The organism is Psychrobacter sp. FME13 (assembly GCF_014861395.1).
Taxonomy (GTDB): Bacteria; Pseudomonadota; Gammaproteobacteria; order Pseudomonadales; family Moraxellaceae; genus Psychrobacter.
On record NZ_RRYV01000037.1, the window covers coordinates 1 to 26,430 of the forward strand.

Below are 26,430 nucleotides of genomic sequence, written 5' to 3' on the forward strand. Positions count from 1 at the left end.
AACCTAGAATGACTAGGTATCAAAAATTTCACTGCATATTGTCTAAAAAATAGTCGCTGCCAGCACCACATTTGAATGTTCAACACGCCCTAATACCAGTTACAAAAACTAGAGTAGCCAAGAAAATGAGTTTGATATGGCCAATCTTACTACTTAGTTTTGGTATAAAGTGGTTTTGATTTGGTAAGATGATACCTATAGTTAGAGAACAGCTAAACGGCTACTCGTTCCTAGATGTAATACTTGTACAATTTGCAGTCAGCTGCCTTGTATCCGTTCTAGAGTTCTTTGACTATACCAAGTAGTATATATCAAATATGATGGCTACAAAATGTACGCATATACTTTACAGTCATTCACTTAGTAGGTATTAAATATTTGATGGTTATCAATTGAACTGAAGGCACGCCTTAATTATACCCAGAATATAAAGCCTAATAGGCGTGGCTACTATAGTCAAATCATCAACCGATTTTAATTTGGCGTATTGATTTTGTATTAGGTTTGACAACATTCTTTTAATTAGTCGGCCAAAGATTGTAAATATTGCGCGAGTGGGGTAAATTGCTCAAGCAATAGTTATACTAGTGACATAATTCTTTGTCATGTTATCATAGCGCCAGACTATACTATGCATATTATTATAACGCTTATTATCTGCTGTTTTGTACCTATAAGCTCGTACCCATAAGCTGAGATTGACCGTGGCCTATATTAAAGATTCACAAAGCTATCATTTTTCCGCGCAAGTACCTAAGCGGGATATTAGCTTACCTGTTGCTGTTGTTATTGCAGTGGGTGTACACGCATTGATTATTTTTGGTGTTAGCTTTTCTATGGGGAGTGATCCTGCTGCAATGATGCAAGATGTTGCAAAAGTGCTCACTGATAACATGCAGCCAAACGAAGATGCCCACTTTATCGCTAATGCTTCTCAAGAAGGCGGTGGTACGATAGAGGAGCAGTTGCGACAAGAAAATGATCAGTTCAGTCCACTCTCTGCTGAGCAAATGGGTGAAACGCAAGATGTCATTAGCTTGCAACGCAAAGTGCGGCAGCAACGCTATCAAGAAAGCTATTTACGTACGACACTCAGTTGGCGTCAAGCCAATGTAGAGTCTGATAATGATAGCAAACAAGCACAAGATGATCTAATAGCACAAGAAGAGCGTCTGCGTAAACAAGTCGCTACCTTAGAGGCGCAGTTATCTCAACGTCAACAGGTCTATGCGACCAAATCCAAGGTCGTGACGGTTGATAGTAACTCAACGACACGTGGTTCTGCTGCAGATTACATCAACACTTTTCGCGAGCATGTTGAGCGTATTGGTAATCTACATTATCCGGTACAAGCTCGAGCGCAAGGCATCACAGGTGACGTACGTCTGATGGTCATTATTAGTAGTGATGGTAACGTCAAAGCCATCCGCCTGCTAGAAAGCTCCGGTTCAACGATATTAGACGAAGCTGCTAAGCAGTCGGTGAGACAAGCAGCACCTTTCGGTAAATTTACCGAAGACATGAAGGATATCGTTGAATTGCGTTTGATTCGTACCTATCAATACACTGACAAAGTTGATGTGACTTATTAGCAGACACTAGGGCATGTCTTCAATTCACCTGATAGTCATCTAAATGGGCTAAAAACGGCTAAATCTTGCCAAACAGCGTTAAATAGCTGGTTAATATCCTGATATTATCTGCGCTATTTTTATCACCATTTTTGAAATGAAGACACGGCCCAATATTTTGATTTGTAGATGAAAAATATCCTCAATTCATCAAACACAGCTATAAAATAAAGAGTTAGTATGGAATTTTTAGGTTTTACTATAGATATTGCTACCCTTACCAGCAACACATTAAGTTTAGTTCTTAAGGTTGCACTAGCAATCGTAATATTCATCGTGGGTCGCTGGCTCGCTAAAAAAGCGGTTGCCATTGCTCAAAAAATCATGATTCGTAGTCATTTAGATGATACCATTGCTAGCTTTTTGAGCCGGCTGCTCTATGGTGTACTATTGGTGATAGTGGCACTGGCAGCACTTAGTAAAGTTGGTGTACAGACCACATCTGTTGTGGCTATATTGGGTGGTGCCGCTGTTGCGATTGGTTTATCATTAAAAGATCAGCTGTCGAACTTTGCCGCTGGTATTATGATTGTGGTTTTCCGTCCATTTGTACGTGGTGATTATGTGCAGATCAGTAGTTATACTGGTACAGTGACTGAGATTACGTTGGTCAATACTCATCTAACGACGATAAATAATCATGATGTAATCATTCCTAATGGTGATATCACCACCTCAGCGGTCATCAATTACACCGCATTGCCCAATCGGCGCGTCGACATCACGGTTGGCATCGGCTACGATGCTGATATCAAAACGGCCAAAGATGTGATGTTAAACTTAGCAAGGAACAACCCGCTAGCGTTTACTGATCCTGAGCCTGTCGTGCGCGTGACCAATTTGGGTGACAACTCAGTGGATCTAACTCTAAATGTTTGGACGACCAATGCTGATTGGTGGACGATGCAATGCGATTTGCTAGAGCAGTTTAAACATGCACTCGACGATGAGAAGATTGAAATTCCATTCCCGCAGCGTAGTGTTCATGTTAAAGGGCTGGATCAGATGATTAACCAAATGAATCAATCACAAAAGCTACCAATGACAAAAGACTAGCTATCAATTGATTAGGGCGTATTGAATACTCATAAATAGGCACTGCTGATCACTAAAACAATTTCTGTTAGTGCTATGGTCAAATATCAAGTACGCCCTATATTTAAGCATAAGGATTTGGTAGGTTTAAACCTGCCAAAACCTCAATCTCAAAAAGCTCCATCTCATCTTGCTCAGCCTGTCCGATCTCATGGTCAAACCCCAGTAAGTGTAGCATGCCATGTGTTAATAGGTGGCTAATGTGCTGTGCGACTGTTTTCTCCTGTTCTGCTGCTTCACGCACTATCACATCATGACAAATAATCAGCTCGCCGAGTGCTAGGGTCGGCATCAGATCGATGATAGTGGCTGGCAAGTCACTAGGATAAGACAGAATGTTAGTCGCATAATCTTTGCCTCGTGCTTCCAAGTTTAATTCGCGACCTTCAGTCGCATCAGTAATGTATATATCAAGTGATTTTTGTTTTTCTTGCCACAGTTCAATATCAATTTCTGCAAAATAGGGCAGTACCAAACCATTATTAATACGCCCATCTATATAATCTAAAGTCGCATTTATGACAGGCAGGAGCATGTCACGATGATAAAAAGCATCGAGAATCTCGTCGTTGATGCTATTCGTAGCACTGATGTCTAATATCTCAAAGCTTTCATTGTTTTGTTTCAAACTATCATCATTATTATATTGGGTCATGTTGTTCTCTCCTTACTTTATTACCATGTTGTTTGTTTAATTTGCTCGAACTGATCAAGATTAACTTATACCATTCACAAGAATACGATTAGCTGTGTCAAAATCGCTTAGCCTACAATGTGTAGTGCTTGTACTCTTTTTCCTTGCTACTCTAATTTTTGTGAATGGTATTACTAATGCTAACCATCAGTCTAGCAGCAAAAAACCGGACTACTAATCAGTAATCCGGTTTTGCATTTCTATGGAAGTAAATAGCAGGCTAGCCAGTTTATAGTTTGGCTGCTGCATTAGCGATGGCTTGTCTACGCTCTTGCTCTTTGATACGCTCAAACTTACGCTTTTCTTCTAATACTATTTGTTCTTCATCGAACACATCGTATGCTTCGACAATTTTTTGTACCAATTGATGGCGTACCACATCTTTTGAATCAAACTTGGTGATATGAATTTCTTCAATACCACTTAATATTTCTAGTGCTTGGCCCAAGCCTGACTTATGACCACGTGGCAAATCCACTTGGGTGATATCACCAGTAATTACCGCTCGTGAGCCAAACCCTAGACGGGTCAAAAACATTTTCATTTGCTCAGGCGTGGTATTTTGCGCTTCATCTAAGATGACAAATGAATTGTTTAATGTACGGCCGCGCATATAAGCAAGGGGAGCTATTTCAATGACTTGCTTTTCAATCAGCTTACCTACTTTTTCAACGCCGATCATTTCATATAGCGCATCATATAATGGGCGTAAATAAGGATCGATTTTTTGGGTTAAATCACCCGGCAAGAATCCTAGTTTTTCACCAGCTTCTACCGCTGGACGCACCAACAAAATCCGCTCTATCTCATTACGCTCAAGCATGTCTACGGCACAAGCAACCGCTAAATATGTTTTGCCTGTACCAGCAGGGCCAATACCGAATGAGACGTCAGAGTTTAGTACGTTTTGGACATAGGTTTGCTGATTGCCACCGCGAGGAATGATGCGACCCTTACGCGTGCGCAAACTAACGGGTGTGAACTCATGGGTGACATCGAAATCTTCTTCTTTGGCAGCATCTTCTTCTGCGCGTTGCGCATCTGCGGCCATGTCTTCATCACGAGAAATGCTCGATTGGATGATAAGGTGCAGCTCTTCTGCGCTGATGTCTTTTTTGTTTTGCGCTTCATCTACCATCTTATAAATAATACGTTCACCGCGCTCAACACCAGTCACATCACCGCTCAGGCAAAAATCACCTTGACGCTGCATGATTTTGATATCAAGGCGTTTTTGGATATATTTCATATGATTGTTGTATTCACCTAGCACGATTTTAAGCTGTGCTGGCGTCAATGATTCAAACTTTATACGGCGGCTCATGGAGTCAGTCAAGCGATTATCCTTGTGTTAGGCGTCCAAAATGATGTTGTTTTATTAAGCTTTGGACTTAAGAGATAAAATGGTTAGTCGTTATTGTCTTAGTTTTAAATTTTAGAAATAGAAATGACGGTGGCAGTATTATTGGTTTTGCTGTCGGTTCTGTTGTTTGTTTTATGAATGGTGATAAGTAACGGTCTTGCCTTTATTATGGTAGATAGTTTTTAAATTTCAAGCCATGCAGCATCTACATGACGTTGTTTTTGTATGGTGATTGCAACTGTCATGTTTTATTTAACGTTTTTACAAGATCAGGGCGTGTTGAACATTCAAATGTGGTGCTAGCAGCGACTATTTTTCAGACAATATGCACTGAAATTTTTGATGCCTAGTCATTCTAGGTGAAACAATTTCGCCATATATTGGCAAAAAATAGTACTGCCCCAAAGGGCTGATGCCAAAACCACCCCAAACGTTGTTGCAAACCTAGCTAAGGTCTCGACATTATCGTCGGCTTGCGCCTAATTTGGTGCAATTTTAGCAATCAGCAGCCCTAATATTTGAATGTTCAACACGCCCTAATGGTTTTTCTGTTCTAATAGGATGCTAGGTTGGCCCTTAGTGGTATAGATTATTAGGCGTTTTTAGTACACGCTTTGTCTACGGTTAAGAGCATGGAGCGATAGGTAATTTGTGGTAGTCTATGAATGATATCATAGCGCTTTATAATTGAATTTAAAATACGAATAAAATAAGCAAGGTCAGAATATTGAAGCGGCTAAATGATAGCTACTAAATAAAAGCCACTAAATGAAAGTAACTGATAACGGCAATAAGTGCCTCATTAACTGCGTATAGCAAGCATGCCTCATATAATAAAGTAGGAATAAGCATGATACAAAATACTGATGTAAATTTATTGAATGCTCAAAATAAAGTTGAAACTACAGCTGACAACCGTCAGGCAATCACGGAGCAGCAAGTACTCATCGCGGGTGGTGGACATGTCGGTTTATCCTTTGCTTTACTGCTAGCGAATCATGGTATTGCGAGCACATTAATAGAAAAAAACCGCTATCCAACCATCAGCCCAAATGATGACCGCAATCGTAGCCATTATTTGGACAGTCGTAATACCGCACTGTCGCGGCGTACGGTACAGATTTACCAAGAGATTGGTCTGTGGGATAAGTTACAAAGCCATGCTTGCCGTATCGATTCAGTACAAATCAGTGAACAAGGTAGCTTTGGTCGCGCACAGCTCAATAAAGCGGAAGAAAAAGTAGAGTCATTTGGTCAAGTAATGGAGAATGCATGGCTTGGGCGTGAGCTTTTATTAGCCGCACAGCAGGCGCCATTGATTACGCTGATTGATAATGCCAATGTCAGCGCAGTGACACAAAAAGCGGATGGTGTCACGCTGAGCTTTAGCCATTACGGTGAAGAGAAAACAGAGCAGCAATTGCAGGGCAGCGTTTTGGTCGCTTGTGATGGCCGTGACTCTACCGTGCGTCAGCTATTGGATATCGGCACGACGACTTATGATTATCAGCAAACAGCTATCGTCGGTGTGGTAGAGACAGACAAGCCGCATGAGCATGTGGCGATTGAGCGTTTTAGCCCAGCAGGTCCACTTGCTGTCTTGCCACTAACGGATCCAGATGGTGATGGCAATAATGAATATCAAAACGGCTATAGACGCTCGGTCGTTTGGGTGTGTCCAAAAGGCGAAGAGACACGTTATTTAGAAGACGATGCGCATTTCTTACAGACGCTACAACACGCTTTTGGTCAGCGTGCTGGCACGTTTGTCGCTGCTGGTCGTCGTGGTGCTTATCCACTGACCCGCGTGCTAGCGGACAAACAGGCAGATGGTCGCTGTGTCATCATGGGTAATGCCGCTCACACACTGCATCCTGTAGCAGGGCAGGGATTTAATCTGTGTATGCGAGACGCCCATGTATTAGCGCAGATGATGAGCGCGCAAGTGCTCAAAGGCGCAGACATCGGCGATCCAACGCTACTTAAGCGTTATGAGAAGGCACGTCTAAGCGACCAAAAACGGGTCATTCGATTCTGTGACGCTGTCGTCCATGGTTTTACTCATCCCAATCCAGTGATAAAGCTAGCACGAAATGCAGCTTTGGTGGCCTTTGATAAGCTGCCAAACATTAAGCCATTGGTGGCGACCTATGCGATGGGATTAAAGTCGTAGTGCTATAGACAATATGCAGTGAAATTTTTGACGCGATTTTAGCGATCAACAGACCTTAATAACAAGCATTCTAATCTTGACTCGTATTGAGAGACACCTTATGAAAAATAACCATACGCTGATTATCGGTAGTGGTATCGTTGGTGCAACGCTTGCGCTAAAACTGGCACAAGCAAAAATGCCCGTGACGTTAATTGATGCTCGTCCAGCACGTGATGAATCAGCTTGGCAAGGTGTGCTGAGCAAACGTGATGCTCGAGTGTATGCGCTGAGCTTGGCCAGTATTAATTTACTAAAAAACGTGGGCGCTTGGCAAAAGATTGCGAGCTCTGAACGTAAGGCTGATTACTCACAAATGCAGGTATGGCAACTGAATGGTAGGGGCGAGCTGTTATTTGGTGAGAGTAGTGATAATTTTGGTGAAAGTAGCGATGGTTCGTCTAATTCTATCATGCCCCCAATGCTCGGTAGTATGGTCGAGCCAGCCGTCATTGAACATGCGTTGTGGCAACGTCTGGGTGAGGGTGATGTCAGTGAGTATCTGACTATTGTCGCTGGGCAAAAAGTGACAAATATGGATTGGTTAGGTACGCAAAAAGGATACCGTGTGACCGTCGATAACGGCACTGTGATTAACGCTCGGTTATTGGTTGGCGCTGATGGTCGTGGCTCATTTGTACGTCAGCAAGCAGCCATAGGACTAGACACGCTTGATTATAATCAAACTGCCATTTGCTGTGCGATCCATACTGAAAAACCGCACCAAGCAACCGCACGTCAAGCGATGCTGCCTACGGGTACGCTGGCGTTATTGCCATTAGCGGATATCACCGACGACGACAAAATCAATCCACAGCATTGGCAGTCGATTGTATGGACGTTGCCGCGCAATCAGGCATTGGCATTGATAGAGGAAGATGACCGTGTTATCGCCGATAAACTGGCTGCTGCCTGTCATTATGAGCTAGGCGCTATCAGTCAGATTGAATCCATTGCTAGCTTTCCACTGACTGCGCAACAAGCGAATAGTTACGTCGCCGATAACTTAGTCTTGATCGGTGACGCAGCGCATGGTGTGCATCCGCTGGCAGGTCAAGGGCTGAATCTGGGTATGCTCGATGTACAAGTATTGAGCGAGCAATTAGCACACGACTTTACTCGTAGTGGCGGTACGATCTGGGGCAGTAATCAAACGTTGCGTAGTTACGAGCGTCTGCGTCGTCCGCATAATAGCCTGATGATGCATAGCTTTTCTGCGCTTAACTGGCTATTCGCAGGGTCGCTTGCGCAATTACGCCCCGTGCAGCAGATACGTAATGAGGGCATGTACCGCGTTGGCAAAATAAAACCGCTCATGAGAATGTTTGCTAAGCAGGCGAGTGGGGTGTAAGAACCTCGTGCTCAATTTTCATTTATCTTAAACCAAATATCTTAAGGTAACCCCTTATGCTCATCCCTAAATACTGGGCGCAATACAAGCAGCGTTTTGATGCGCTAGCCACGGCCGATCGGTCATCAAAGCAAGCAACCATTAAGCGCTATGGCTGGTCAGATATCAGTCAAGCAGAGGCTTTGGCTCATGCTAAGGAACGAGTAAATGAAGCGCATCAACGCTGGCTAGATGGCGAGGATATTGTCAGACGTGAGCGTAGGGAAGAGTATAACGAAAGTAATGGCATTCCTATACGTGAGCAGATTATTTCTGAGCAGAATTTCTCAGAGAATGGTTTAACTAAAGCTGGTGTAGAGAGTCAGGCATCTGATACGCAGCTTGTTGTCACGCGTAACAGTTACGGTGCGCAGGTTGCCAATGTTAATAATATTGCGATTATCGATGTTGATAACGATCAGTTATTGCACTATAAATATCCTGACGATTATGACAGCCGTGGTTATATAACTTTATTAACCGACAATCAAACTCAGCCTGCAGCTAAAATAAAAGTTTGGGTTTTTGTTCTTATTTTTATACTTATTGCCAGTGTCATTTCTTGGTTGGGATTATCATGGTTATGGCTGTTGGTAGTTATGGTAGGTGCGACTGCTTATTTGTGGCAACAAGCCAGTCAAAGAGAAAAAGCGCGTATACAAAAATATGCCGATGATTCTGCTTCGCTATCATCTTTTATAACGGATTTAATTCAGCAGCGCGTTGCCAATCATCCTAATGAGTCCTTTCGTTTATATGAGACACCCGCAGGCTTTCGTATGATTGCCACCCACGACACTATCCCGCCAAGTGATGCATTAGTTTCGGACTGGTTTGAGTATTTTCATGCAGATACTAATTATGTGCGTCTCTGTCAGGCGCAGCAGTGCTTTCGAGCACGGCTCACTGCTAAACCGTGGCGCATGGCTGAGGTTACGGACAAAAAACTGACTAAAGATATCCCTGCCAAAAATTTTTGGTTTGATGCCGAGAGCACAGACGCAGATAGTAGTATTGAGCAACGTCAAAACGAGTTAAAAGCACGTAATCAGTGGATTAACAATTACGATAAGTATGCTAAAAACTATCGAGCGTGCCGTTATATTGAGAGCTTTACTGGTAAGGATACTACCCATCAATTAGAGCATAAAGACATACAGGCATTTATTGAGTGGCACGATAGAGCTTGTCAGGTAGATAAGGACTTGTTATTAGGTTGATAAAGGTATGAGTTAAGATGGAATTATTTATACTGCGGTCACATACATTAACCATTTAAGCTGCTGCTCTGACAACCATTCTTTGTGAAAGTCACTATACAAATCTAGACGATCATCGATAGGCTCATAATTAGTAAAATCGAACGATGCAAATATGCTTCTTATTTCTGTAAAGTATGGCTGTTGCAGCTCCGAAACCGTCTTGTCACTTGGTAACATTGTCAGTAAATAAAAGAGAACGAAACCAGTCCAATCATAGACTATGCCTTTGTTGTTTTGTTTACTAGCTTCTCTAATGATAAGTAATGCAAAGTCTAGCGGTTCATAGAGTGCCACAGTTTCGTCAGTATTGAGGCTATAATAGGGACTGCCAAAATCTACATATAAGCGCTGTGACTCATTGTCCCATAGTGCGACCTCAGGATTGTCAGCTGACCGAATAGCTGTAGGGTTATCATAAACCCATGCATCACCAGCATCTATAAGGCTATCGAAATATTTTGGATACAGATGATATGTTGGGAATTCCTCTATAGCGTAGGCTTGCATATATTGAGTGCTGAGTAAAATATCTTTTACTCTAAAGTGCGTATGGCTTGTATCGAAAGCGGCTTGTAGGTAATAAGCATTATGTATTAAATGGCGTTTTTCTCTGTCAGTACTATCGGCGCTAGCAATGAGTTTTATGGTCTGCTCAATGATATGCTCTACTTCCCACATAGACATGCCGCTCTCCTTTTTTACCAAAGTATATCGATTCAAACGTTCTACTACATTATCACCCCAACGCTGAAAACAATACCATCAATACAGGCGAGATTATATTAATAATAAAACCAAAGCTAATCGCCAATGGCACGACCTTTAAACCGCCTGATTGCTGAATAACTGGCAAGGTAAAATCTAAGCTCGTCGCGCCGCCAAGCCCTACCGCTGCTGACGGATATTTGCGCATAAACATGGGAATAAATATCAAGGCAAAGAACTCACGCACCAAGTCATTAAATAACGCGACACTACCCCAGACCGCGCCATAAGCATCGGTCATGACAATGGCTGACAGCGAATACCAACCAAATCCTGATGATAGTGCCAAGCCTTTCGTCAAGGATACATCACTGAACACTAGCGCAAATATTAAGCCGCCAGCCAGTACTGCTATTGTGAAAATGACACTCATCTCAACGCCGCGTTTATTGAGCATGACTTCTTTGAGCGTAATACCCGAACCCTTTAGCCCAATACCAACCAGTAATATCAGTACCATTAACAGAGCCGTCATGGTGTTTTCAGGTGGCATATAATCAGCGGGTAGGAAATAACCAATCACCATGCCGATTACTACGCAAACGACTTGGGCGAGACTACCACGAATACTGACTTGATGTTCTTTGGATTTGACGCTGGGTTTTTTGGCCTGCCATGGGCGTATGTTGTCGAATATCATTAAAGCCAATAGACCAGAGCCGATAGTGAGAATTGAAAGCACGGCCACATACAGCACAATCTCAGCTACTTGACCGCCTAAGCCCTCGACTTGCGATAGTTCAATACCGATCAGTGCTAAAATGACAAACACTAAGTAGGACAAACCTTTATCCGCAAGCTTTGTCATAGCCGGATTAGAAGGAATGGCAAAGCCAATAAACATTGGCATTAAGACCAAAATAAGGGTGATCAGACTTTGCATAACGGCAGACTCCTGGTTTTAATGAGGCCTTTTTAACAAGCCGATGATTGTATCATATCGATATGTAAATACTGACAGTGGTACACTAGATTCTTTATAAAGCCCGATTTTATCGGGGGTAATTTGATTTATAGTCAAAGAAACATAAAACCGATATGATTGTATTATGGTACTACTGGTACAAATTTTACTTGCTTGCTGTATTCACAGAGGCTGCGAAAAATTTATCCCAGCAGCACTGTAGCGATTTAAAAATACTTTGACTATATAACCACGTCTAAGCATTTACCTAGCAAACTTTTGTTGTTACATTAGGATACCGAAAATACTTGGTAGTACTATGTCGCTATATCAGCTCAAACCTAAATTTCAAGATCAGCTGCGACCAGTCAGTAATTCGTTGGTCGCGCACAATTTTACTGCCAATCAAGTCACTGTGTCTGCGGTACTATTAAGTGTGGGCACGGCTTATGTTATTGCGAAGCCTGCAACCGAGCAGCAAGCGTTATGGCTGCTATTACCTTCATCATTATTCGTACGGATGGCACTCAATGCCATTGACGGCATGATGGCGCGTGAGCATGGTCAAGCATCAACGCTGGGTGCAGTGCTCAACGAAGTGGGCGACATTATCGCTGATACGGTGCTCATTACCAGTTTGGCTCCTCATGTCGCTAAATATGATTTACGAATTAATTCTGAACGACAAACTGGTACGAGTAAATGGTTTAGCACGCAGCGGCATATCAGTAGCATGACGGCATTGAGTATGAGTACCGAGCTGCTCGGTATCGCCAGCAATACAATACTAGGGGCTAGGGCGAACCAAGGGCCTTTAGGGAAAAGTGATCGCGCTTTAATACTAGGCGTGCTTGGTGCTGTTATGGGGAGTAAGCTGCCGTTATCGCGCGCCCATTTCAGCATCACACCGCTATTCATATTGACCGAAGCACTCCTACTCAAAACGTGCTTAAATCGTATACGCTATATGGTCCATTTATACTTGATGCATCAGCCGCCAACACTTCGATCAGTAACGCGTGAGTCGAAAAACAACTCACTATCTATCAACATTGCTTCATCACGTGATACTGCTTTATCCCTGAATACTGCTTTACCAAATAATTATACTGACAACGCCTACCCATTGGAGTTCAAAGAAATGCCAACTACCCCCGTTAATAGTCAAAAACTAAAAGAACAGGCCAGTGTTAGTTTTGAGCAGTCTTCACCCACAGATGTAAATGGTGAAATTATAAATGGTGAAAGTTGCTACAACGCTTATGATGGCACGGCTATTTATTATCGCTATTGGCTCACGATGCCGTTAGTAGATATGCAAAAATCAACGATTAAAAAAGCCGCTCAGCCGTTACGTCAAGTGATCTTATTACACCGTGGGCATGAGCACTCGGGCCGATTAGCCGAGTTAGGACAGCAGTTTGCAGCAGCAGGCTATCAAGTGTTTGCGTGGGATGCGCGTGGCAATGGTCGCTCAGGGGGTATCAAAGACCATGCAGAGAGTGTCACTGAACTAGAGAGAGATTTAGATGGATTTGTGCAACTGGTTATCGGGCAAACTGGCATTGCTATCGAGGATACCCTGATCGTCGCCAGTAGTATCGGTGCGGTACTGGCGGCAGCATGGGTGCATGATTATGCGCCCAATATTCGCGGTATGATACTCGGCACGCCTGCGCTAAGCATTCGCTTGTACATGCCCTTTGCGATACCGTCACTAAAGGTGGCACGTACGCTGGGTTTGATGTCACGTGTCAGCAGTTATGTCAAAGCACAAGTGCTGACCCATGATAAAGACGCGCAGCAAGCCTACAATGCGGATCCATTGATATCGAACAGTATTTCGACTGACTTATTGATTGATACTCATGCCACGGGTCAACGTTTGCTGGATGATGCTGGTGCCATTACCGTTCCGACGTTCGTACTGTGTGCGGGTAAAGATTACGTGGTGGATAAGCAGGCTGAGCGCGCGTTTTATGAAGCGATTGATACGCCTACCAAGCGCTGGCAACTATACCCAGACAGTTATCACGCAATCTTTCACGAAACCAATAAGGCAGATGTGTTTGCCGACTGCATAGATTTTGCTGAGCAGGTCTTTGCTGCGCCAGTACAGGCGCCTGATTTGAGTACCGCGCATTTGAATAGCGCCAGTAAAGACAAGGTAGACCGCTTAGCGATTAAGCCATTTAATCCGAGTTTTGCCATTACTCGTTTTGCGATGCAAAAGTTCGGTCATGTCAGCGATGCGATTGCCACAGGGCTTGAGCATGGGTTTGATTCGGGCCACTCGCTTGATCACGTTTATTACAATCAGCCAAGCGGTCAAAATAAATTTGGGCATGCAGTTGATAAGTTTTATTTAAACAATATCGGTTGGCAGGGTATTCGTATACGCCGCGCACATATATTAGAGCTGGCACGTTTAGCGCTCGCAGATATTAAAGACAAAAACCAAAATAACACTAAACCATATCAACCAAAACTGTTAGATATTGCCAGTGGTCATGGTTTCTACGCATTTGACTTATTGACTGAGTTTACCGATTTGCATGCGGAGCTACGAGATTATGAGATGCATAATATCCAAGCACTGCAAGCGAAAGCCTCTAATTTAGCCATTACTAATCGAGTCGTCGCTTGTCAAAAGGATGCGTTTGACGCCGCCAGTTATCAGCAGGTAGAAAAAACGAGCAGCAGCAAGGTTGATACAGGTTTCGATATTGCCATTAGCTCAGGCGTGTTTGAATTATTTTCTGACAATACGCTACCTGAAACAGCACTGGCTGGGATTTATGACAGCTTAAAAGCGGATGGTTATTTGATTTATACCAACCAGCCGTGGCACCCCGAGCAAGAATTCATCAGTAAAACCTTAAACAACCATCGTGGTAGCAGCTGGGTAATGCGCTGTCGCTCACAAGCGGAGATGGATCAATTGGTTGAGCGTGCTGGCTTTAAAAAGGTTGCCATGCGTATCGATCGTTTTGGTATCTTTACGGTGTCATTGGCGATTAAAACTGCACCAATCGATGATAAATAACACATGACTACTAACCATACCAAGCCTTATGAGCGTGTGCAGCTTTTTTCTGGAGGTGGCTCACGTTTTGGCTATTATCTGGGTAGTTATGCGGCGTTGGTCGAGCATGACCTAAAGCCAGATATGATTATTGGTACTTGCGGTGGAAGCTTATCCGCTTATTTGGTCAAGCTAGCGTCTGATCCTAAAGACTTGCAAGGGCTGATGTACAGCCGTGAGCTCTATTCAGTTATCAAAGCAATTCGCCATGTCACTCCTGATGAGGCCAACAGGCGTGCAAAAATGCGCTATATGACTCATGCACTCAAACGTTTGGGTTTGTCATTATCACATCAATCATCCAAAGCTCAGCTGCATCGGCAAGCAGACAGCTATGCGCGACTCCTAGATGAGTTGCAACAATTGGCGATGTTTCGTATTGATAATGAGGAGCAATGGCTTGATGAGCTATCTAGTTTTGCTTCTAGTAGACAGAGTGACTTTGATGCTAATAAAACAACGCCAGAGATAGCCATTATCGCTAGCCGCCTGTATTCAATGCCTTTCGATAGCAATATGGCTGATGCTCTAGCCAATGATAATTTAAAACTGCAAGAATTGTTGTTTGCACCGCTGCGTTTGGCAGATTATCTGTCAGACCTACCTACCGAGCTAATGACATCACCTGCGCATGCCTTTGCCAGTGAGCGGATACATCCGCCTGTTAAGCTCCTGACCCAATGGGATATTCAGTCAGTGGTTCGTGCTTCTATGGCAGACATGTATTATTTACCGCCCACCCATATTACAGAGCTTGGTTGGTGCTTGGGCGGCGTGATTAACCTCACGCCTATTGAGCTGGCCTGTCAGTTGGCTGAAACGGTATTTGCAGAGACCAAGGATGGTTACGATGCGTGGCTTGCTGCACCTGCCATTAAACGGGTTTTTGGTTTTGACCCAAATGCGCGCTTGGCCACAGTACATAGTTATCAATCGCAAGCCGCACTGTCAAAAGTCACCTCGCCAAAAGCAACACAGCCTCATTGGCTACCATTTGCCGATAATGCCCAGCAGCTGACGGGTCAAAATGTGCATAAGCGTTTTAATCTACAGCAAATGACCGTCGAGCTGATACATGCTGACTATGATGGCTTTGTGCAGCAAATGCAGGCGCAATGGCAGTATGGTTATCAGCGTACGATCGATTACATACAGCAGCATCAATTATGAAAACTTACGCAGAAGATAACGCTAAAAATCACGCGCCGCATATCATTGTCATTGGTGGTACAAGTGGGATTGGTTTGGCACTGGCTGTGCATCATTTTCAGCTTGGCTGGCAGGTGAGCGTGGTTGGGCGTCGAATGGCAAAGATAGAGCATATTAACAGCCAGTATCCGACTATCAGGACTTATGCTTGTGAGCTGACTGATGACACTCAAATAAAAAATCTATTAGAGAAATTATCGAGTATACGCTTTGACAGGCTGATTTATAGTGCGGGCAGCTATACCAATGAGCGTACGCATCAGTTGAATCAAGCAGACAGTGATAAGATGTTAGCGATTAATCTGCAAGCGTTTGAGCAGATATTTAGCTGGGCCAGCAAGCAGTTAAAGCAGCAAAGCCAGCCGATCGATGTCTTTAATAACAATATTACTAATAGCAACGTTACTCACAATGATGTCACTCACAACAACGCCACTAATAACCTTAAGCCAAGCCTTATTTGCTTGGCATCCATTGCGGGTACGCTCGATTATCCCTATGCCAGTCTTTATGCCAAAAGCAAACGCGCGATGATAGCGACGGCCAGTGCTTATCGATTGGCGCTTGACCCTTATAATATTCAAGTGACGTGCATTGCTTCAGGTTATATCGATACCCAAGCATTGCGTGATTTGAATGATGGTGATGCCAGTCACAAACCATTTATCATGAGTACGCAAACAGCGGTAACAAATATCATGAAAGCGATTGACGACGATGTTGAGTTGGCCGTGTTTCCAAAATCGATGCGCTACATTACTCGCACGCTAAACCATTTACCTAAGCCTGTGCTCAATTGGATATTACGTAGTAAGCTAGATAAGCCTGCTTAACCAAGCATTGTCTTAATCAAAAATAGACCGCTCATCCAAATATCCAGTAGAACAAGGTAAATAACGGCACCCCAATTAGTAAGCTATCCACCCGATCTAATACGCCACCATGTCCAGCCAGCATCGTACCAGTGTCTTTTACCCCATGTTGGCGCTTAAATGCTGATTCTAATAAATCCCCCGCAATACCGCTCACAGCCAAGCTGTAGGCTGCCAGTAAGCAAACCCACCAGCTAAAAGGCGTGAGTAATAATCCTAGAAACGAAGCCAATATAGCCGCACAAAAACTGCCAAAAATAGCGCCTTCAATGCTTTTGTTTGGGCTAATGGTTGGGGCAAGGCCTCGTTTAAACCATTTCCGGCCTAGTAATCGTCCACATAGATATTGAGCAATATCGTTGAACTGACTGGCAAATAGTACAAACAGCAATACGCCATATTGCTCACGTTGCCAGGTTAGTTGTTGTAAGGCGATAAGGCTGATGATCAGTAAAATAAAAGCAGCGCTAAAGACGATGTCTAATATATTTAAATGTGCAGATGCATCGATAGGTGCTGAGATAAGGGCTGAATGTTTCTCATCAATGCCATTTTTCGGTTGTAGTCCGCGCGCCTGTAGTTTACGAATGAGACCCGCTTTGCCATTTAAGCACCATAAGCGTTGAAGCTCGTAGCATCCGCGTAGACCGATTAAAACAAAAAAAGCAATGAGTAGCCACTGGTAAGGATGATAGTGAGCGTATGGTTCGTGATACTCTAGCTTAGCAACGATATAACATAGACATAGCGCGGTCAGCATAAACCACCACGAGCGGGTAATCAGATAAATTTTAGGTAGGCGAGCTCGCAGGCGAGGTAGGGCAAGCATCCCCCAAACTAAACTTACAACGGTCATGAGTCCGATGACAAACAGCAGATCAGTAGACATATTTTCAGCACTTTAAAAGGTGTAATCAATTCCAAATAGATTGGATACGCTGTCAGAACCGCTCAGTCTACTTTTAGATAGCAGTTATTGTGCTAGATTCTGACTGGTTGATTATAGGCTGAATCGACCAATTAATGCTACCTTCTCTCGTACCTAATAACGGCTCAAGCACACTTACCTGAGGAATAGTCGCTATATCTGGGTAGTCCTTTCGATAATGACCACCGCGACTTTCAAGACGTTGATAAGCCGATTGAACGATTAATGTCGCCAATTGTAATTGCCTTGCTAATTGGAAATGTGAGAGTGGTTGAGAAGCAAGGACTCTGTCTGTTTTTATGGATATTTGTTTTCTATTTATCTCATTATGATGGTTGTTACAGTTAGCGTTATTGGCACTGCTATGAATAGCACCTAAATCAGGTTTTGCTAGCCACTGTTGCCATTGTTGTATCTGTACAAGTGCGTCTTCTAACTGCTCAGCATCACGAGTAATACCCATATTGGCTGTCATCAATCGCTTTAATGCAGCCGTTTTTTCGGTGATTGCAGTATTAAAATGGCAGTATCGTCTAGCTCTATAATGATCAGGTAGGTTGGGGGCTGACGGTGTGCTATTAGGAACGATAATTGACTGAGTGTTTTCAATTACAGGTGGTGTCCAAGCATCAGCTAAGACTTGAGATGAGTGTGTGTTATTGGGCAAAGGATTTAGTTCAGATGTTTTTGCTAAATAGCGCGGCAAATCAGCGGCGATATTTCGTCCAACCACCACACACTCTAACAGTGAATTACTGGCTAAACGGTTTGCTCCATGCAAGCCTGTATACGCCACTTCGCCTGCGGCATAAAGACCAATGACATCAGTCAAACCATTGGCAGAGGTAACCACGCCACCACAGCTATAATGAGCGGTAGGAGCCACTGGTATAGGCGCTGTCGCAATATCAATGCCAAGCGTTAAGAGGGTTTGATAAATTTGTGGGAAATGCGCTTGCAAAAAATCTGTCGGTAGGTGGCTAACATCAAGGTGTACGTAGCCCATATCATTGTTTTTAATTTGCTCAGCGATTGCTCTTGCGACGATATCTCGTGGTGCTAGTTCTACGCGCTCATCAATATCGAGCATAAAACGTTTGCCTGTCTGCGGGCAATACAGCCGTCCACCTTCACCGCGCAGTGCTTCAGAGATTAAAAAGCTGCTATCGCCTAATGCCAGTCCTGTCGGGTGAAATTGAATAAACTCTAAGTTTGCCAATCGGCAACCTGCTTGCCACGCCATCATCACGCCATCACCGACACAGACATTTGGCGCACTAGCTCGTTTAAATAGCTGTCCCAAGCCGCCACTGGCCAGTACGACAGCTTGACTATAAACCGTAAGCTGACGTTGGTTGTTATGATCAAAAACAAGTGCCCCTTGGCAGCGGTTATCTCTATTATCTTTCAGTAGACTTAACGCCTCATGATGAGGCAGTATGGTAATGTTGGATGCCGCTTTCACTTTTATGATCAAGGCTTCCATAACATGTCGCCCAGTAGCATCCTCAGCGTGGGCGACTCGTCTACAGCCATGCCCACCTTCTTTGGTTAGATGTAGGTCACTGGTTGTTAAGCTATTCGTCCGCTGTACTTTATTTGCTGCTATCGCATGTTGCTGTAGGGTCGGCGTAAAGGGAACGCCTTGCTCACATAACCATTGAACCGCTTGCTGTCCTGCACTGAGGATATCAGTGGTATTATTGGCGTCACATAATCCTGCGCCAGCGATGAGCGTATCGCTAATATGGTCGGTAACCGAGTCGTTTTTATCCAAACTGGCCGCAATACCACCTTGCGCATAATGACTTGAACAAACCTCTAGATCGGCTTTGCTCAGTACCATGATGCTTAGTGATTTTGGTAGTGATAGCGCAGTACTTAAACCAGCCAGTCCTGCACCGATGATTAGCACGTCTGTTTGCTTGATATTATCCGCGCTCATACTAGGCTGCCCCAACGTTAGCGAATAGCGCACGGTCTTTTATGATGTCACCACTGGCAGCGACTTGTTGCTTTTGTGCTTCGGCAAAATCAAGCATACGTTGTAAAGGTTTGCTAGCTGCTGCTGCCAGCTCAGGCGTCATCAATACTTCACCACTACGCTGCGTTAAGCACTGTTCAATACCTTTTAGACCATTCATTGCCATCCAAGGACAAAACGCACAGCTCTTACAACTGGCGCTTTCGCCTGCGGTTGGTGCGGCTAAAAACCGTTTGTTTGGTGAGCGTTTTTGCATCTCGTGCAAGATACCCAAATCAGTCGCCACAATAAAGGTATCGGCATCCATCTCATAAGTTGATTTTAATAATTTGCTAGTGGATCCGACCACATCGGCAAGCTCCACCACGCTATCAGGTGACTCAGGATGGACTAATACCTTAGCGTTTGGATATCCTTCTTTTAACTGCAACAGCTCAGTAGCTTTGAATTCATTGTGTACCAAACAAGAGCCTTGCCACAGCAGCATGTCTGCACCAGTCTCACGCGCAATGTATTTGCCCAAGTGACGGTCAGGGCCCCAAATGATGGTTTCACCTTGGGCATGTAAGTGGCGGACAATATCGATACCAACAGATGATGTCACTACCCAATCCGCACGGGCTTTGACCGCAGCGCTGGTGTTGGCATAGACCACGACCGTACGCTCAGGATGGGCATCACAGAATGCGGAAAATTCATCAACAGGGCAGCCCAAATCAAGCGAGCATTCGGCTTCTAAATCTGGCATCAGTACCGTCTTTTCCATACTCAGTATTTTGGCCGATTCGCCCATAAAGCGTACACCTGCGACTACCAATGTCTGTGCGCTATGTGCTTGACCGAAGCGTGCCATCTCAAGTGAGTCACCAACGCAACCACCAGTCGCTAATGCTAAATCTTGAATAAAAGGGTCGACATAATAATGTGCGACCAGTACGGCATTGTGTTCTTTTAGCAGTTTCTTGATATTAGCCTCAACCACCAAACGCTCAGATCGTGGCAGATCTGCTGGCATTTTTGCTTTGGCATATTCGATATTCATGCGTGCGGCAATATGATTATCATGGCTCATGATGGGTGCGTCATACGGATAAGTTTTCATAAGTACAAACCTCTAGTGCAGTAACGACAAGTCATCTGCCGCTAAAAGTGATATCAACCTCAAAATACGATTGGCTGTGCCAAATTAGTCCAATTTAAGACATCGTATTGACAGGTTTTTAATTATGCTCTTTTTGAGCATAAATACAAGTGGTTTTTTATATACTCCTTTTAATAGAGTATGTATTTGTGCAAAATGCTTTCTCTCACTTCTCACTTTTAGCCGTCGATGTTCTTTTAGCAGTTGATGTTTACAACGGTAGACTGTGATAGTTATAGATTCACGCTATACTAAGTCATACGATAAATAATAAGTGTGATGGACTTTTTATTGCACGTTAAAAGATAAAGTTTATTGCACGCTAAAAGATAAAAGGATAATTACTAAAATCATGACGTTGTCTTATTCACATGCGCATCAGCAGGGTAGCGGAACCACTGAGGTCGTTGCGGTTCTAGTTGCGATTACAGATCATACGGCACGAGTACTCACAGTTGATCAAGGTAAATTGTTGCCTAATGGACCACTCATGCCTTTACATCGCTCGCTACAGTCTGGCGTACGGCAGTGGGTAGAAGAACAGACGCAGCAGCCACTGGGTTATTTGGAGCAGTTATATACCTTTGTCGATACCAATAGGCGTAACGTCGATGGTCATGCGTTGGTCTATGTGAGTTACTTGGGATTGGTGCAAGAGACGCAAACGCAGCAGCTGCAAAGCAAGGCAGTATGGCGAGATTGGTATGATTATTTCCCGTGGGAAAATCACTTGGAAGGCAAGCCTGATATCATTGTGAATCTCATTGTGCCTGCATTGTTAAATTGGGCAAATGAGGCCGCTGATTCAATCACGCAACAGCGGCGGTATCAGCGTATTGGTTTGTGTTGGGGGTTGAGTGAGAGGTTTTTAGCAGATGACGATATTGAAAACATAGAAGCTATCAATAAAAATGTTAGCGAGCATATCCATGACAGTAGAGAATGGGTTGCTGAACATGTGTTACTGCGCTACGAGATGCTTTATGAGGCAGGATTGATTCCAGAGTCTACTTATTACCAGCCACAAAAATTGCCAAAAGACTGGGCACAGATAATAGGTACGCCGATGTATTATGATCATCGCCGAGTGATTGCTACGGCTATTTCAAGGCTGCGTGCCAAGATTGAATATCGCCCGCTTATCTTTGGTTTGATGCCAAATGCCTTTACCTTGTCGCAATTACAGCAGAGCGTAGAAGCGCTCTCAGGAGTGCGTTTGCATAAGCAAAACTTTCGCCGTCTGCTAGATTCTCAGAATCTAGTAACGGAGACAGGGGAGAGTAGTAGTGCGCAGCGTGGTCGTCCTGCCAAGCTTTACCGGTTCTGCCATGATATTGAACTACAAAGTTTATTGATGGATAGCAAATTGCCTAAGCGCAAATAAACATTCAAATATTATTGCACTCCCTAAACTACTATTATGTTCTATGCCTATCGATTTTATCAACCGCATGAAATAGTGTCATTTTCTTGCAGGGTCATGAACTTTACGTTATATTTATGCTCACTTTGAGTTTAATACAACAGAATAGCAGCATTATATTAAGGGTTATCTATGACAAGTAACAAAGAACCTGCATTGAATGACGTATTGCTTATACCTCTAGTAGAAGCTGCTTTAACCGAAGATTTGGGTCGGCGCGGAGATGTGACCTCCCAAGCCACGATTCCTGCTGATATGCATGCCCAACTAGAGATTAGAGCGCGGCAGGTAGGTGTGATATGCGGTATGGATTTGGCACGTTTGTCCTTTGCACTGGTTGATGCTCAGATTGAGTTTACCGCTCAAGTTGATGATGGTGAGCTGGTTGACGCTGGTACCGTATTGGCTAGTGTTCGTGGTAATGCGCGTCATCTGCTAACGGCAGAACGCACGGCGCTTAATTTTATGACTCATCTCAGTGGGATTGCGACAGAGACCCGACAAATTGTAGATAGCGTGGTTGATTATCCAGCGCAGATTACCTGTACACGTAAAACCATACCAGGCCTACGTATTGTCCAAAAATACGCAGTACGATGCGGTGGCGGGCGTAATCACCGTCTAGGATTAGATGATGCTATCTTAATCAAAGACAATCATATTGCCATTGCTGGCGATATAAAAAAAGCCATTCAGCAAGCCCAAAGTTTTGCAGGTCATCTCATTCCCATTGAGGTAGAAGTCGATACTTTAGAGCAACTAGCGCAAGCATTAGATGCTGGGGTGAGTTTGGTTCTTTTGGACAACATGTCACCTGAGCTATTATCACAAGCTGTGGCTATGTGCCAAGGTCGAGCTAAGACTGAAGCATCAGGTGGTATCACGCCAGATACCGTTAAAGCGGCTGCCCAATCAGGTGTGGATTTTATTGCTATGGGCTACCTAACGCACAGTAGCACGGCATTAGATATTGGTTTGGACTTTCATGCATAGATAATATAACTATAGGTGATCCACTATAAAATAAATACAGCGATACGGGTTACATTTTTCGCAGCCTCTGTCTGCGTAGGCACAGCAAGCAAGAAAAATGTATCTCTTTTATTTAGGACTGACTATACATAAAGTTAATGATTTAATTGGCTTATCTCCCTATGCTACAATATAAGCCACAATGCTATTTTCACCGTTTATTGGGTCATCGTTGCACTCGCACGATGGCCTTAATTTTTTCAGCAGTTGTATCTCAAATAAACAAGTGAGTGCTCAGTGAATACTGAAATCATCAAGATAATCTTAGCCTTTTTGGTATTGATTAATCCGTTTAGCGCCTTGACGTTATTTTTGGATTTAACCCGCGGTTATTCAATGAATAATCGACGTAAAGTTGCGCGTGTTGCCTGCTTGACGATTTTTATCACGATCAGTTTTTTTACCGTAGCAGGTGAGGTTTTACTAAACGCACTTGGTATCTCGATAGGTTCGTTTCAGTTGGCAGGTGGTATCTTAGTATTTCTAATTGCCCTCAATATGATGAATGGTGAAGGCAATCCAGTTAAGCCTGACCAAGAAAACTTCGATGTCGATCATGTACAAGATTCACCAGCTTCGATGGCAGCTGCTGTGGTTCCTCTTGCTATTCCGATGATGATTGGACCTGGTGGTATTTCCACGGTTATTATTTATTCTGCCCAAGTCTCTGGTGTGAAGGAAGTATCTGCCATCATGATTGCTGGACTGTTTATTAGCTTGTTTTGCTATGCAGCATTAATGGCCGCAGGTCGCATCAGCCGTTTGTTAGGAGATACAGGGCTTAACATCATGAGTCGAATTATGGGTATGCTACTGGCTGCAGTCTCTATCGAAATCATCGTAAACGCATTACGTACTTTGTTTCCTAGTTTGGCATAATGGCTTTGTGTATCATATCAGCGTCAATTTTTATCCTTTCACCCTTCAGGCTGTAGAAAAAATGACAGCCTACTGTTCGTTAAAGCTAGTTATCAGTTTAAATTGGTCATCAGTTAAATCTAACATCAAGAACTAATATCAAAAATATATCAAAAAACTGTCAATTAAGATGAGTTGTCAGTTGCCTTTTACTACTTCCTGACTATTACAAAACCGAGAATTTGATTAAAAAAACCATTTTTTACAGCGTAGCTATGCCTAAAATAATAGCGATAAATCACCAAAAGTATTGAGAATAAACATCACCTATAAAAATATGTTAGATTATAAAGACAATTAATACTATAGGAGCTAACTTTGAGTAATAAAAGAATTGCTATTTTAGGCGCAGGTCCAAGTGGCTTAGCACAATTACGCGCTTTCGAAGCGGCCCGATTGGCTGGTGCTGAAAACTTACCTGAGATAGTTTGTTATGAAAAGCAAAATGCCATCGGCGGTATGTGGAATTATAGTTGGCGTACCGGTTTAGACAGAAACGGTGAGCCTGTTCACGGCAGTATGTACCGCTATTTGTGGTCGAATGGCCCAAAAGAGTGCTTAGAATTTGCAGATTATTCATTTGATGAACACTTTGGTGAAGCCATCCCTTCATACCCACCACGTGAAGTGCTAAAAGACTACATCATGGGTCGTATCGACAAGCAAGACATCCAAAAATATATTCGCTTTGAGTGCCCTGTACGTTGGGTAGCATTTGACAATGACACGCAAAAATTCACTGTGACAGTGATGAACCATAAAACCAATGAGCAAGAGGTCGAAGAGTTTGATTATGTCGTGGTAGCGACTGGTCATTTCTCAACGCCAAACATGCCGTATTTTCAAGGTTTGGAAACTTTCCCAGGTCGCATCCTCCATGCGCATGATTTCCGTGACGCATTGGAATTCAAAGACGAAGATATTTTACTGATTGGTAGCAGTTATTCAGCCGAAGATATCGGTACGCAGTGTTATAAATACGGCACCAAATCAGTCACTATCAGCTATCGGACCCAAGCTTTAGGTTACGATTGGCCTGATGGTATTAAGGAAGTGCCTTTAGTGACTCATTTTGAAGATGATGTGGCGCACTTTGCCGATGGCACGAGCCAAAAATTTGACGCCATTATTATGTGTACAGGGTATTTGTTCCATTTCCCGTTTATGCCAGATGAGCTACGTCTGCAAACGCATAATTGCTTGTATCCTAAGAATTTATATAAAGGTATCTTTTGGCAGCCCAATCCAAAGCTTATTTATTTGGGTATGCAGGATCAGTATTTCACCTTTAATATGTTTGATGCACAAGCGTGGTATGCCCGTGATGTGATTATGGGTGATATTAAAATACCTGATTTGGCGACACGTACAGCAGACGAGCAAGAATGGGTGGCAACGTATGCTAAGTGCGCGACGGTTAGCGATTCCATTGACTTTCAAGCCGCCTATATTCGTGATTTGACCAATGCAACAGATTACCCAGAGTTTGCGGTAGAAAAGCAGGGTGATATCTTAAAAGAATGGCAAATAGACAAAACCGACAATATCATGACCTTTAGAGAAAAAGGTTATCGTTCGACATTGACGGGTACGTTATCCCCTGAATTACCAGAGCCGTGGTTGGATGTGCTTGATGATTCGCTTGAGCACTTTTTGAATATGTCGCTTGTGAAGCCCAAAAATCGTAAAAAAGCGTCGTAAATAAGTAGCATCGTTAACAATGATTATTGTCTAAAAAGATAAAAGCCAAATACGTTTCAGCGTGTTTGGCTTTTTTTGTGAATGGTATATATAGCGGCCATATTAACCATAGTCGGTTCAATATAATTTGGATACAAGGAAGGCGAGTGAAAATACTACAACTCGTAGACTAAGCAAGCCTGACACCGTATCCAATTTATAGAGGATTGACTATATTAACTATTATATAAGTGCCACGCTAAGTACAGCATCAGTATGCCGACCAATCCGTCGAGTATATTCCATGCTTTTGGTTGGGAAAATAATGGTCGAAGCAGTCGTGCAGCATAACCTAAGGCAAAAAAGAAACAGAACGATGCACTGACGGCACCCACACCAAATGCCAGTTTGCTACTAGCACCTGTTGAAACCATGCCAACGAGTACCAATGTATCTAGATAGACGTGTGGATTGAGCCACGTAAAGCCAAAACACAATAACAGTGCTTTTTTTAAGCTGGTAACGGCTTGACCATCCACTGTTAATGCATGTGAGTGAACCGCCCCGACTATATCGGAGACTTGATTGCTTGAGTCAGGCAGCTTTGTCTGACTCAATAAAACTATCATAGTATCGTCTCTCAAACTCAAAAGGCGACACATAGCCAATCGTACTATGAATGCGAGTTTTGTTAAACCAATCGACCCATTCAAGGGTTGCTAATTCAACATCACTCACACCTTGCCACTGCTGTTTTAAATATTCAATCACCTCCGTTTTATAAAGTCCGTTAACCGTTTCAGCCAACGCATTATCGTATGAATCACCTGTCGTGCCAACAG

The 26,430-nt window shown here is 43.4% G+C and carries 21 protein-coding genes; 12 read left to right on the plus strand and 9 right to left on the minus strand.

All coding sequences use genetic code 11. The annotated features are described in order from the left end of the window. The first annotated feature begins 704 nt into the window (after window positions 1–704). Together EI164_RS06825 and EI164_RS06830 are read left to right on the plus strand one after the other, a co-directional pair. Window positions 705–1,592, plus strand: coding sequence for an energy transducer TonB (locus EI164_RS06825; protein WP_192519235.1), 888 nt, complete (start codon window positions 705–707; stop codon window positions 1,590–1,592). 219 nt (window positions 1,593–1,811) lie between these two features. Beyond that, on the plus strand, window positions 1,812–2,687 hold the full coding sequence (locus EI164_RS06830; protein WP_192519236.1) for a mechanosensitive ion channel family protein: 876 nt from the start codon (window positions 1,812–1,814) through the stop codon (window positions 2,685–2,687). Between the two features lie 103 nt (window positions 2,688–2,790). On the opposite strand, the gene ybeY is transcribed toward EI164_RS06830, so the two are convergent. Continuing rightward, window positions 2,791–3,381: an rRNA maturation RNase YbeY gene (ybeY, locus tag EI164_RS06835; protein ID WP_192519237.1), complete on the minus strand. Its 591-nt coding sequence runs from the start codon at window positions 3,379–3,381 to the stop codon at window positions 2,791–2,793. A gap of 268 nt (window positions 3,382–3,649) precedes the next feature. Next, a complete protein-coding gene (locus EI164_RS06840) occupies window positions 3,650–4,744 on the minus strand; it encodes a PhoH family protein (RefSeq protein WP_192519253.1) in 1,095 nt (364 codons plus the stop codon). Window positions 4,745–5,633: 889 nt separating this feature from the next. On the opposite strand from EI164_RS06840, the gene EI164_RS06845 reads away from it, so the two are divergent. From EI164_RS06845 to EI164_RS06855, 3 genes are all read left to right on the plus strand, one after another. Further along, window positions 5,634–6,956 carry an FAD-dependent monooxygenase gene (locus EI164_RS06845; protein WP_192519238.1) on the plus strand — a complete coding sequence of 441 codons (1,323 nt, stop codon included), beginning with the start codon at window positions 5,634–5,636 and terminating at the stop codon, window positions 6,954–6,956. Window positions 6,957–7,056: 100 nt separating this feature from the next. Then, window positions 7,057–8,346 (plus strand): FAD-dependent monooxygenase, encoded by a 1,290-nt coding sequence (locus tag EI164_RS06850; protein ID WP_192519239.1) that lies wholly within the window; start codon window positions 7,057–7,059, stop codon window positions 8,344–8,346. 56 nt (window positions 8,347–8,402) lie between these two features. Beyond that, on the plus strand, window positions 8,403–9,605 hold the full coding sequence (locus tag EI164_RS06855) for a hypothetical protein (RefSeq protein WP_192519240.1): 1,203 nt from the start codon (window positions 8,403–8,405) through the stop codon (window positions 9,603–9,605). A gap of 27 nt (window positions 9,606–9,632) precedes the next feature. Here EI164_RS06855 and EI164_RS06860 read toward each other — a convergent pair whose 3' ends face one another. Beyond that, the gene (locus EI164_RS06860) at window positions 9,633–10,331 is read right to left on the minus strand and encodes a hypothetical protein (protein ID WP_192519241.1); all 699 of its coding nucleotides are present in this window, start codon (window positions 10,329–10,331) and stop codon (window positions 9,633–9,635) included. A 52-nt stretch (window positions 10,332–10,383) separates the two neighbouring features. Then, window positions 10,384–11,295 carry a lysine exporter LysO family protein gene (locus EI164_RS06865; protein WP_192519242.1) on the minus strand — a complete coding sequence of 304 codons (912 nt, stop codon included), beginning with the start codon at window positions 11,293–11,295 and terminating at the stop codon, window positions 10,384–10,386. 340 nt (window positions 11,296–11,635) lie between these two features. On the opposite strand from EI164_RS06865, the gene EI164_RS06870 reads away from it, so the two are divergent. Genes EI164_RS06870 through EI164_RS06880 form a run of 3 tightly spaced genes read left to right on the plus strand, consistent with a single transcriptional unit; the run spans window position 11,636 to window position 16,443 of the window. Beyond that, window positions 11,636–14,362: an alpha/beta fold hydrolase gene (locus EI164_RS06870; protein ID WP_192519243.1), complete on the plus strand. Its 2,727-nt coding sequence runs from the start codon at window positions 11,636–11,638 to the stop codon at window positions 14,360–14,362. A gap of 3 nt (window positions 14,363–14,365) precedes the next feature. Then, the gene (locus EI164_RS06875) at window positions 14,366–15,571 is read left to right on the plus strand and encodes a patatin-like phospholipase family protein (protein WP_192519244.1); all 1,206 of its coding nucleotides are present in this window, start codon (window positions 14,366–14,368) and stop codon (window positions 15,569–15,571) included. Continuing rightward, window positions 15,568–16,443 carry an SDR family NAD(P)-dependent oxidoreductase gene (locus EI164_RS06880; protein WP_192519245.1) on the plus strand — a complete coding sequence of 292 codons (876 nt, stop codon included), beginning with the start codon at window positions 15,568–15,570 and terminating at the stop codon, window positions 16,441–16,443. The genes EI164_RS06875 and EI164_RS06880 overlap by 4 nt, the downstream gene beginning before the upstream one ends. Window positions 16,444–16,474: 31 nt before the next feature. Here EI164_RS06880 and EI164_RS06885 read toward each other — a convergent pair whose 3' ends face one another. The 3 genes from EI164_RS06885 to nadA form a co-directional block, all read right to left on the minus strand. Then, the gene (locus EI164_RS06885) at window positions 16,475–17,371 is read right to left on the minus strand and encodes a phosphatidate cytidylyltransferase (protein ID WP_192519246.1); all 897 of its coding nucleotides are present in this window, start codon (window positions 17,369–17,371) and stop codon (window positions 16,475–16,477) included. Window positions 17,372–17,444: 73 nt separating this feature from the next. Beyond that, complete coding sequence (nadB, locus tag EI164_RS06890; protein WP_192519247.1) at window positions 17,445–19,355, minus strand: L-aspartate oxidase; 1,911 nt, start codon at window positions 19,353–19,355, stop codon at window positions 17,445–17,447. A gap of 1 nt (window position 19,356) precedes the next feature. Further along, window positions 19,357–20,496: a quinolinate synthase NadA gene (gene nadA / locus EI164_RS06895; RefSeq protein ID WP_192519248.1), complete on the minus strand. Its 1,140-nt coding sequence runs from the start codon at window positions 20,494–20,496 to the stop codon at window positions 19,357–19,359. Window positions 20,497–20,887: 391 nt separating this feature from the next. On the opposite strand from nadA, the gene EI164_RS06900 reads away from it, so the two are divergent. From EI164_RS06900 to EI164_RS06915, 4 genes are all read left to right on the plus strand, one after another. Then, the gene (locus EI164_RS06900; protein ID WP_192519249.1) at window positions 20,888–21,919 is read left to right on the plus strand and encodes an NUDIX hydrolase; all 1,032 of its coding nucleotides are present in this window, start codon (window positions 20,888–20,890) and stop codon (window positions 21,917–21,919) included. A 171-nt stretch (window positions 21,920–22,090) separates the two neighbouring features. Continuing rightward, window positions 22,091–22,951 (plus strand): carboxylating nicotinate-nucleotide diphosphorylase, encoded by an 861-nt coding sequence (gene nadC / locus EI164_RS06905; RefSeq protein ID WP_192519250.1) that lies wholly within the window; start codon window positions 22,091–22,093, stop codon window positions 22,949–22,951. Window positions 22,952–23,227: 276 nt separating this feature from the next. Continuing rightward, window positions 23,228–23,869 (plus strand): MarC family protein, encoded by a 642-nt coding sequence (locus EI164_RS06910; protein WP_192519251.1) that lies wholly within the window; start codon window positions 23,228–23,230, stop codon window positions 23,867–23,869. Window positions 23,870–24,226: 357 nt separating this feature from the next. After that, window positions 24,227–25,609, plus strand: a complete 1,383-nt coding sequence (locus EI164_RS06915) for an NAD(P)-binding domain-containing protein (protein ID WP_192519252.1) — start codon at window positions 24,227–24,229, stop codon at window positions 25,607–25,609. A gap of 215 nt (window positions 25,610–25,824) precedes the next feature. Here the strand turns inward: EI164_RS06915 and EI164_RS06920 are convergent, their stop codons facing one another. Together EI164_RS06920 and EI164_RS06925 are read right to left on the minus strand one after the other, a co-directional pair. Next, window positions 25,825–26,217, minus strand: a complete 393-nt coding sequence (locus EI164_RS06920; protein ID WP_225739159.1) for a LysE/ArgO family amino acid transporter — start codon at window positions 26,215–26,217, stop codon at window positions 25,825–25,827. Continuing rightward, window positions 26,183–26,430: integrase core domain-containing protein (locus EI164_RS06925; RefSeq protein WP_192519210.1), on the minus strand; the 248-nt coding region annotated here is incomplete at its 5' end. The genes EI164_RS06925 and EI164_RS06920, both read right to left, overlap by 35 nt.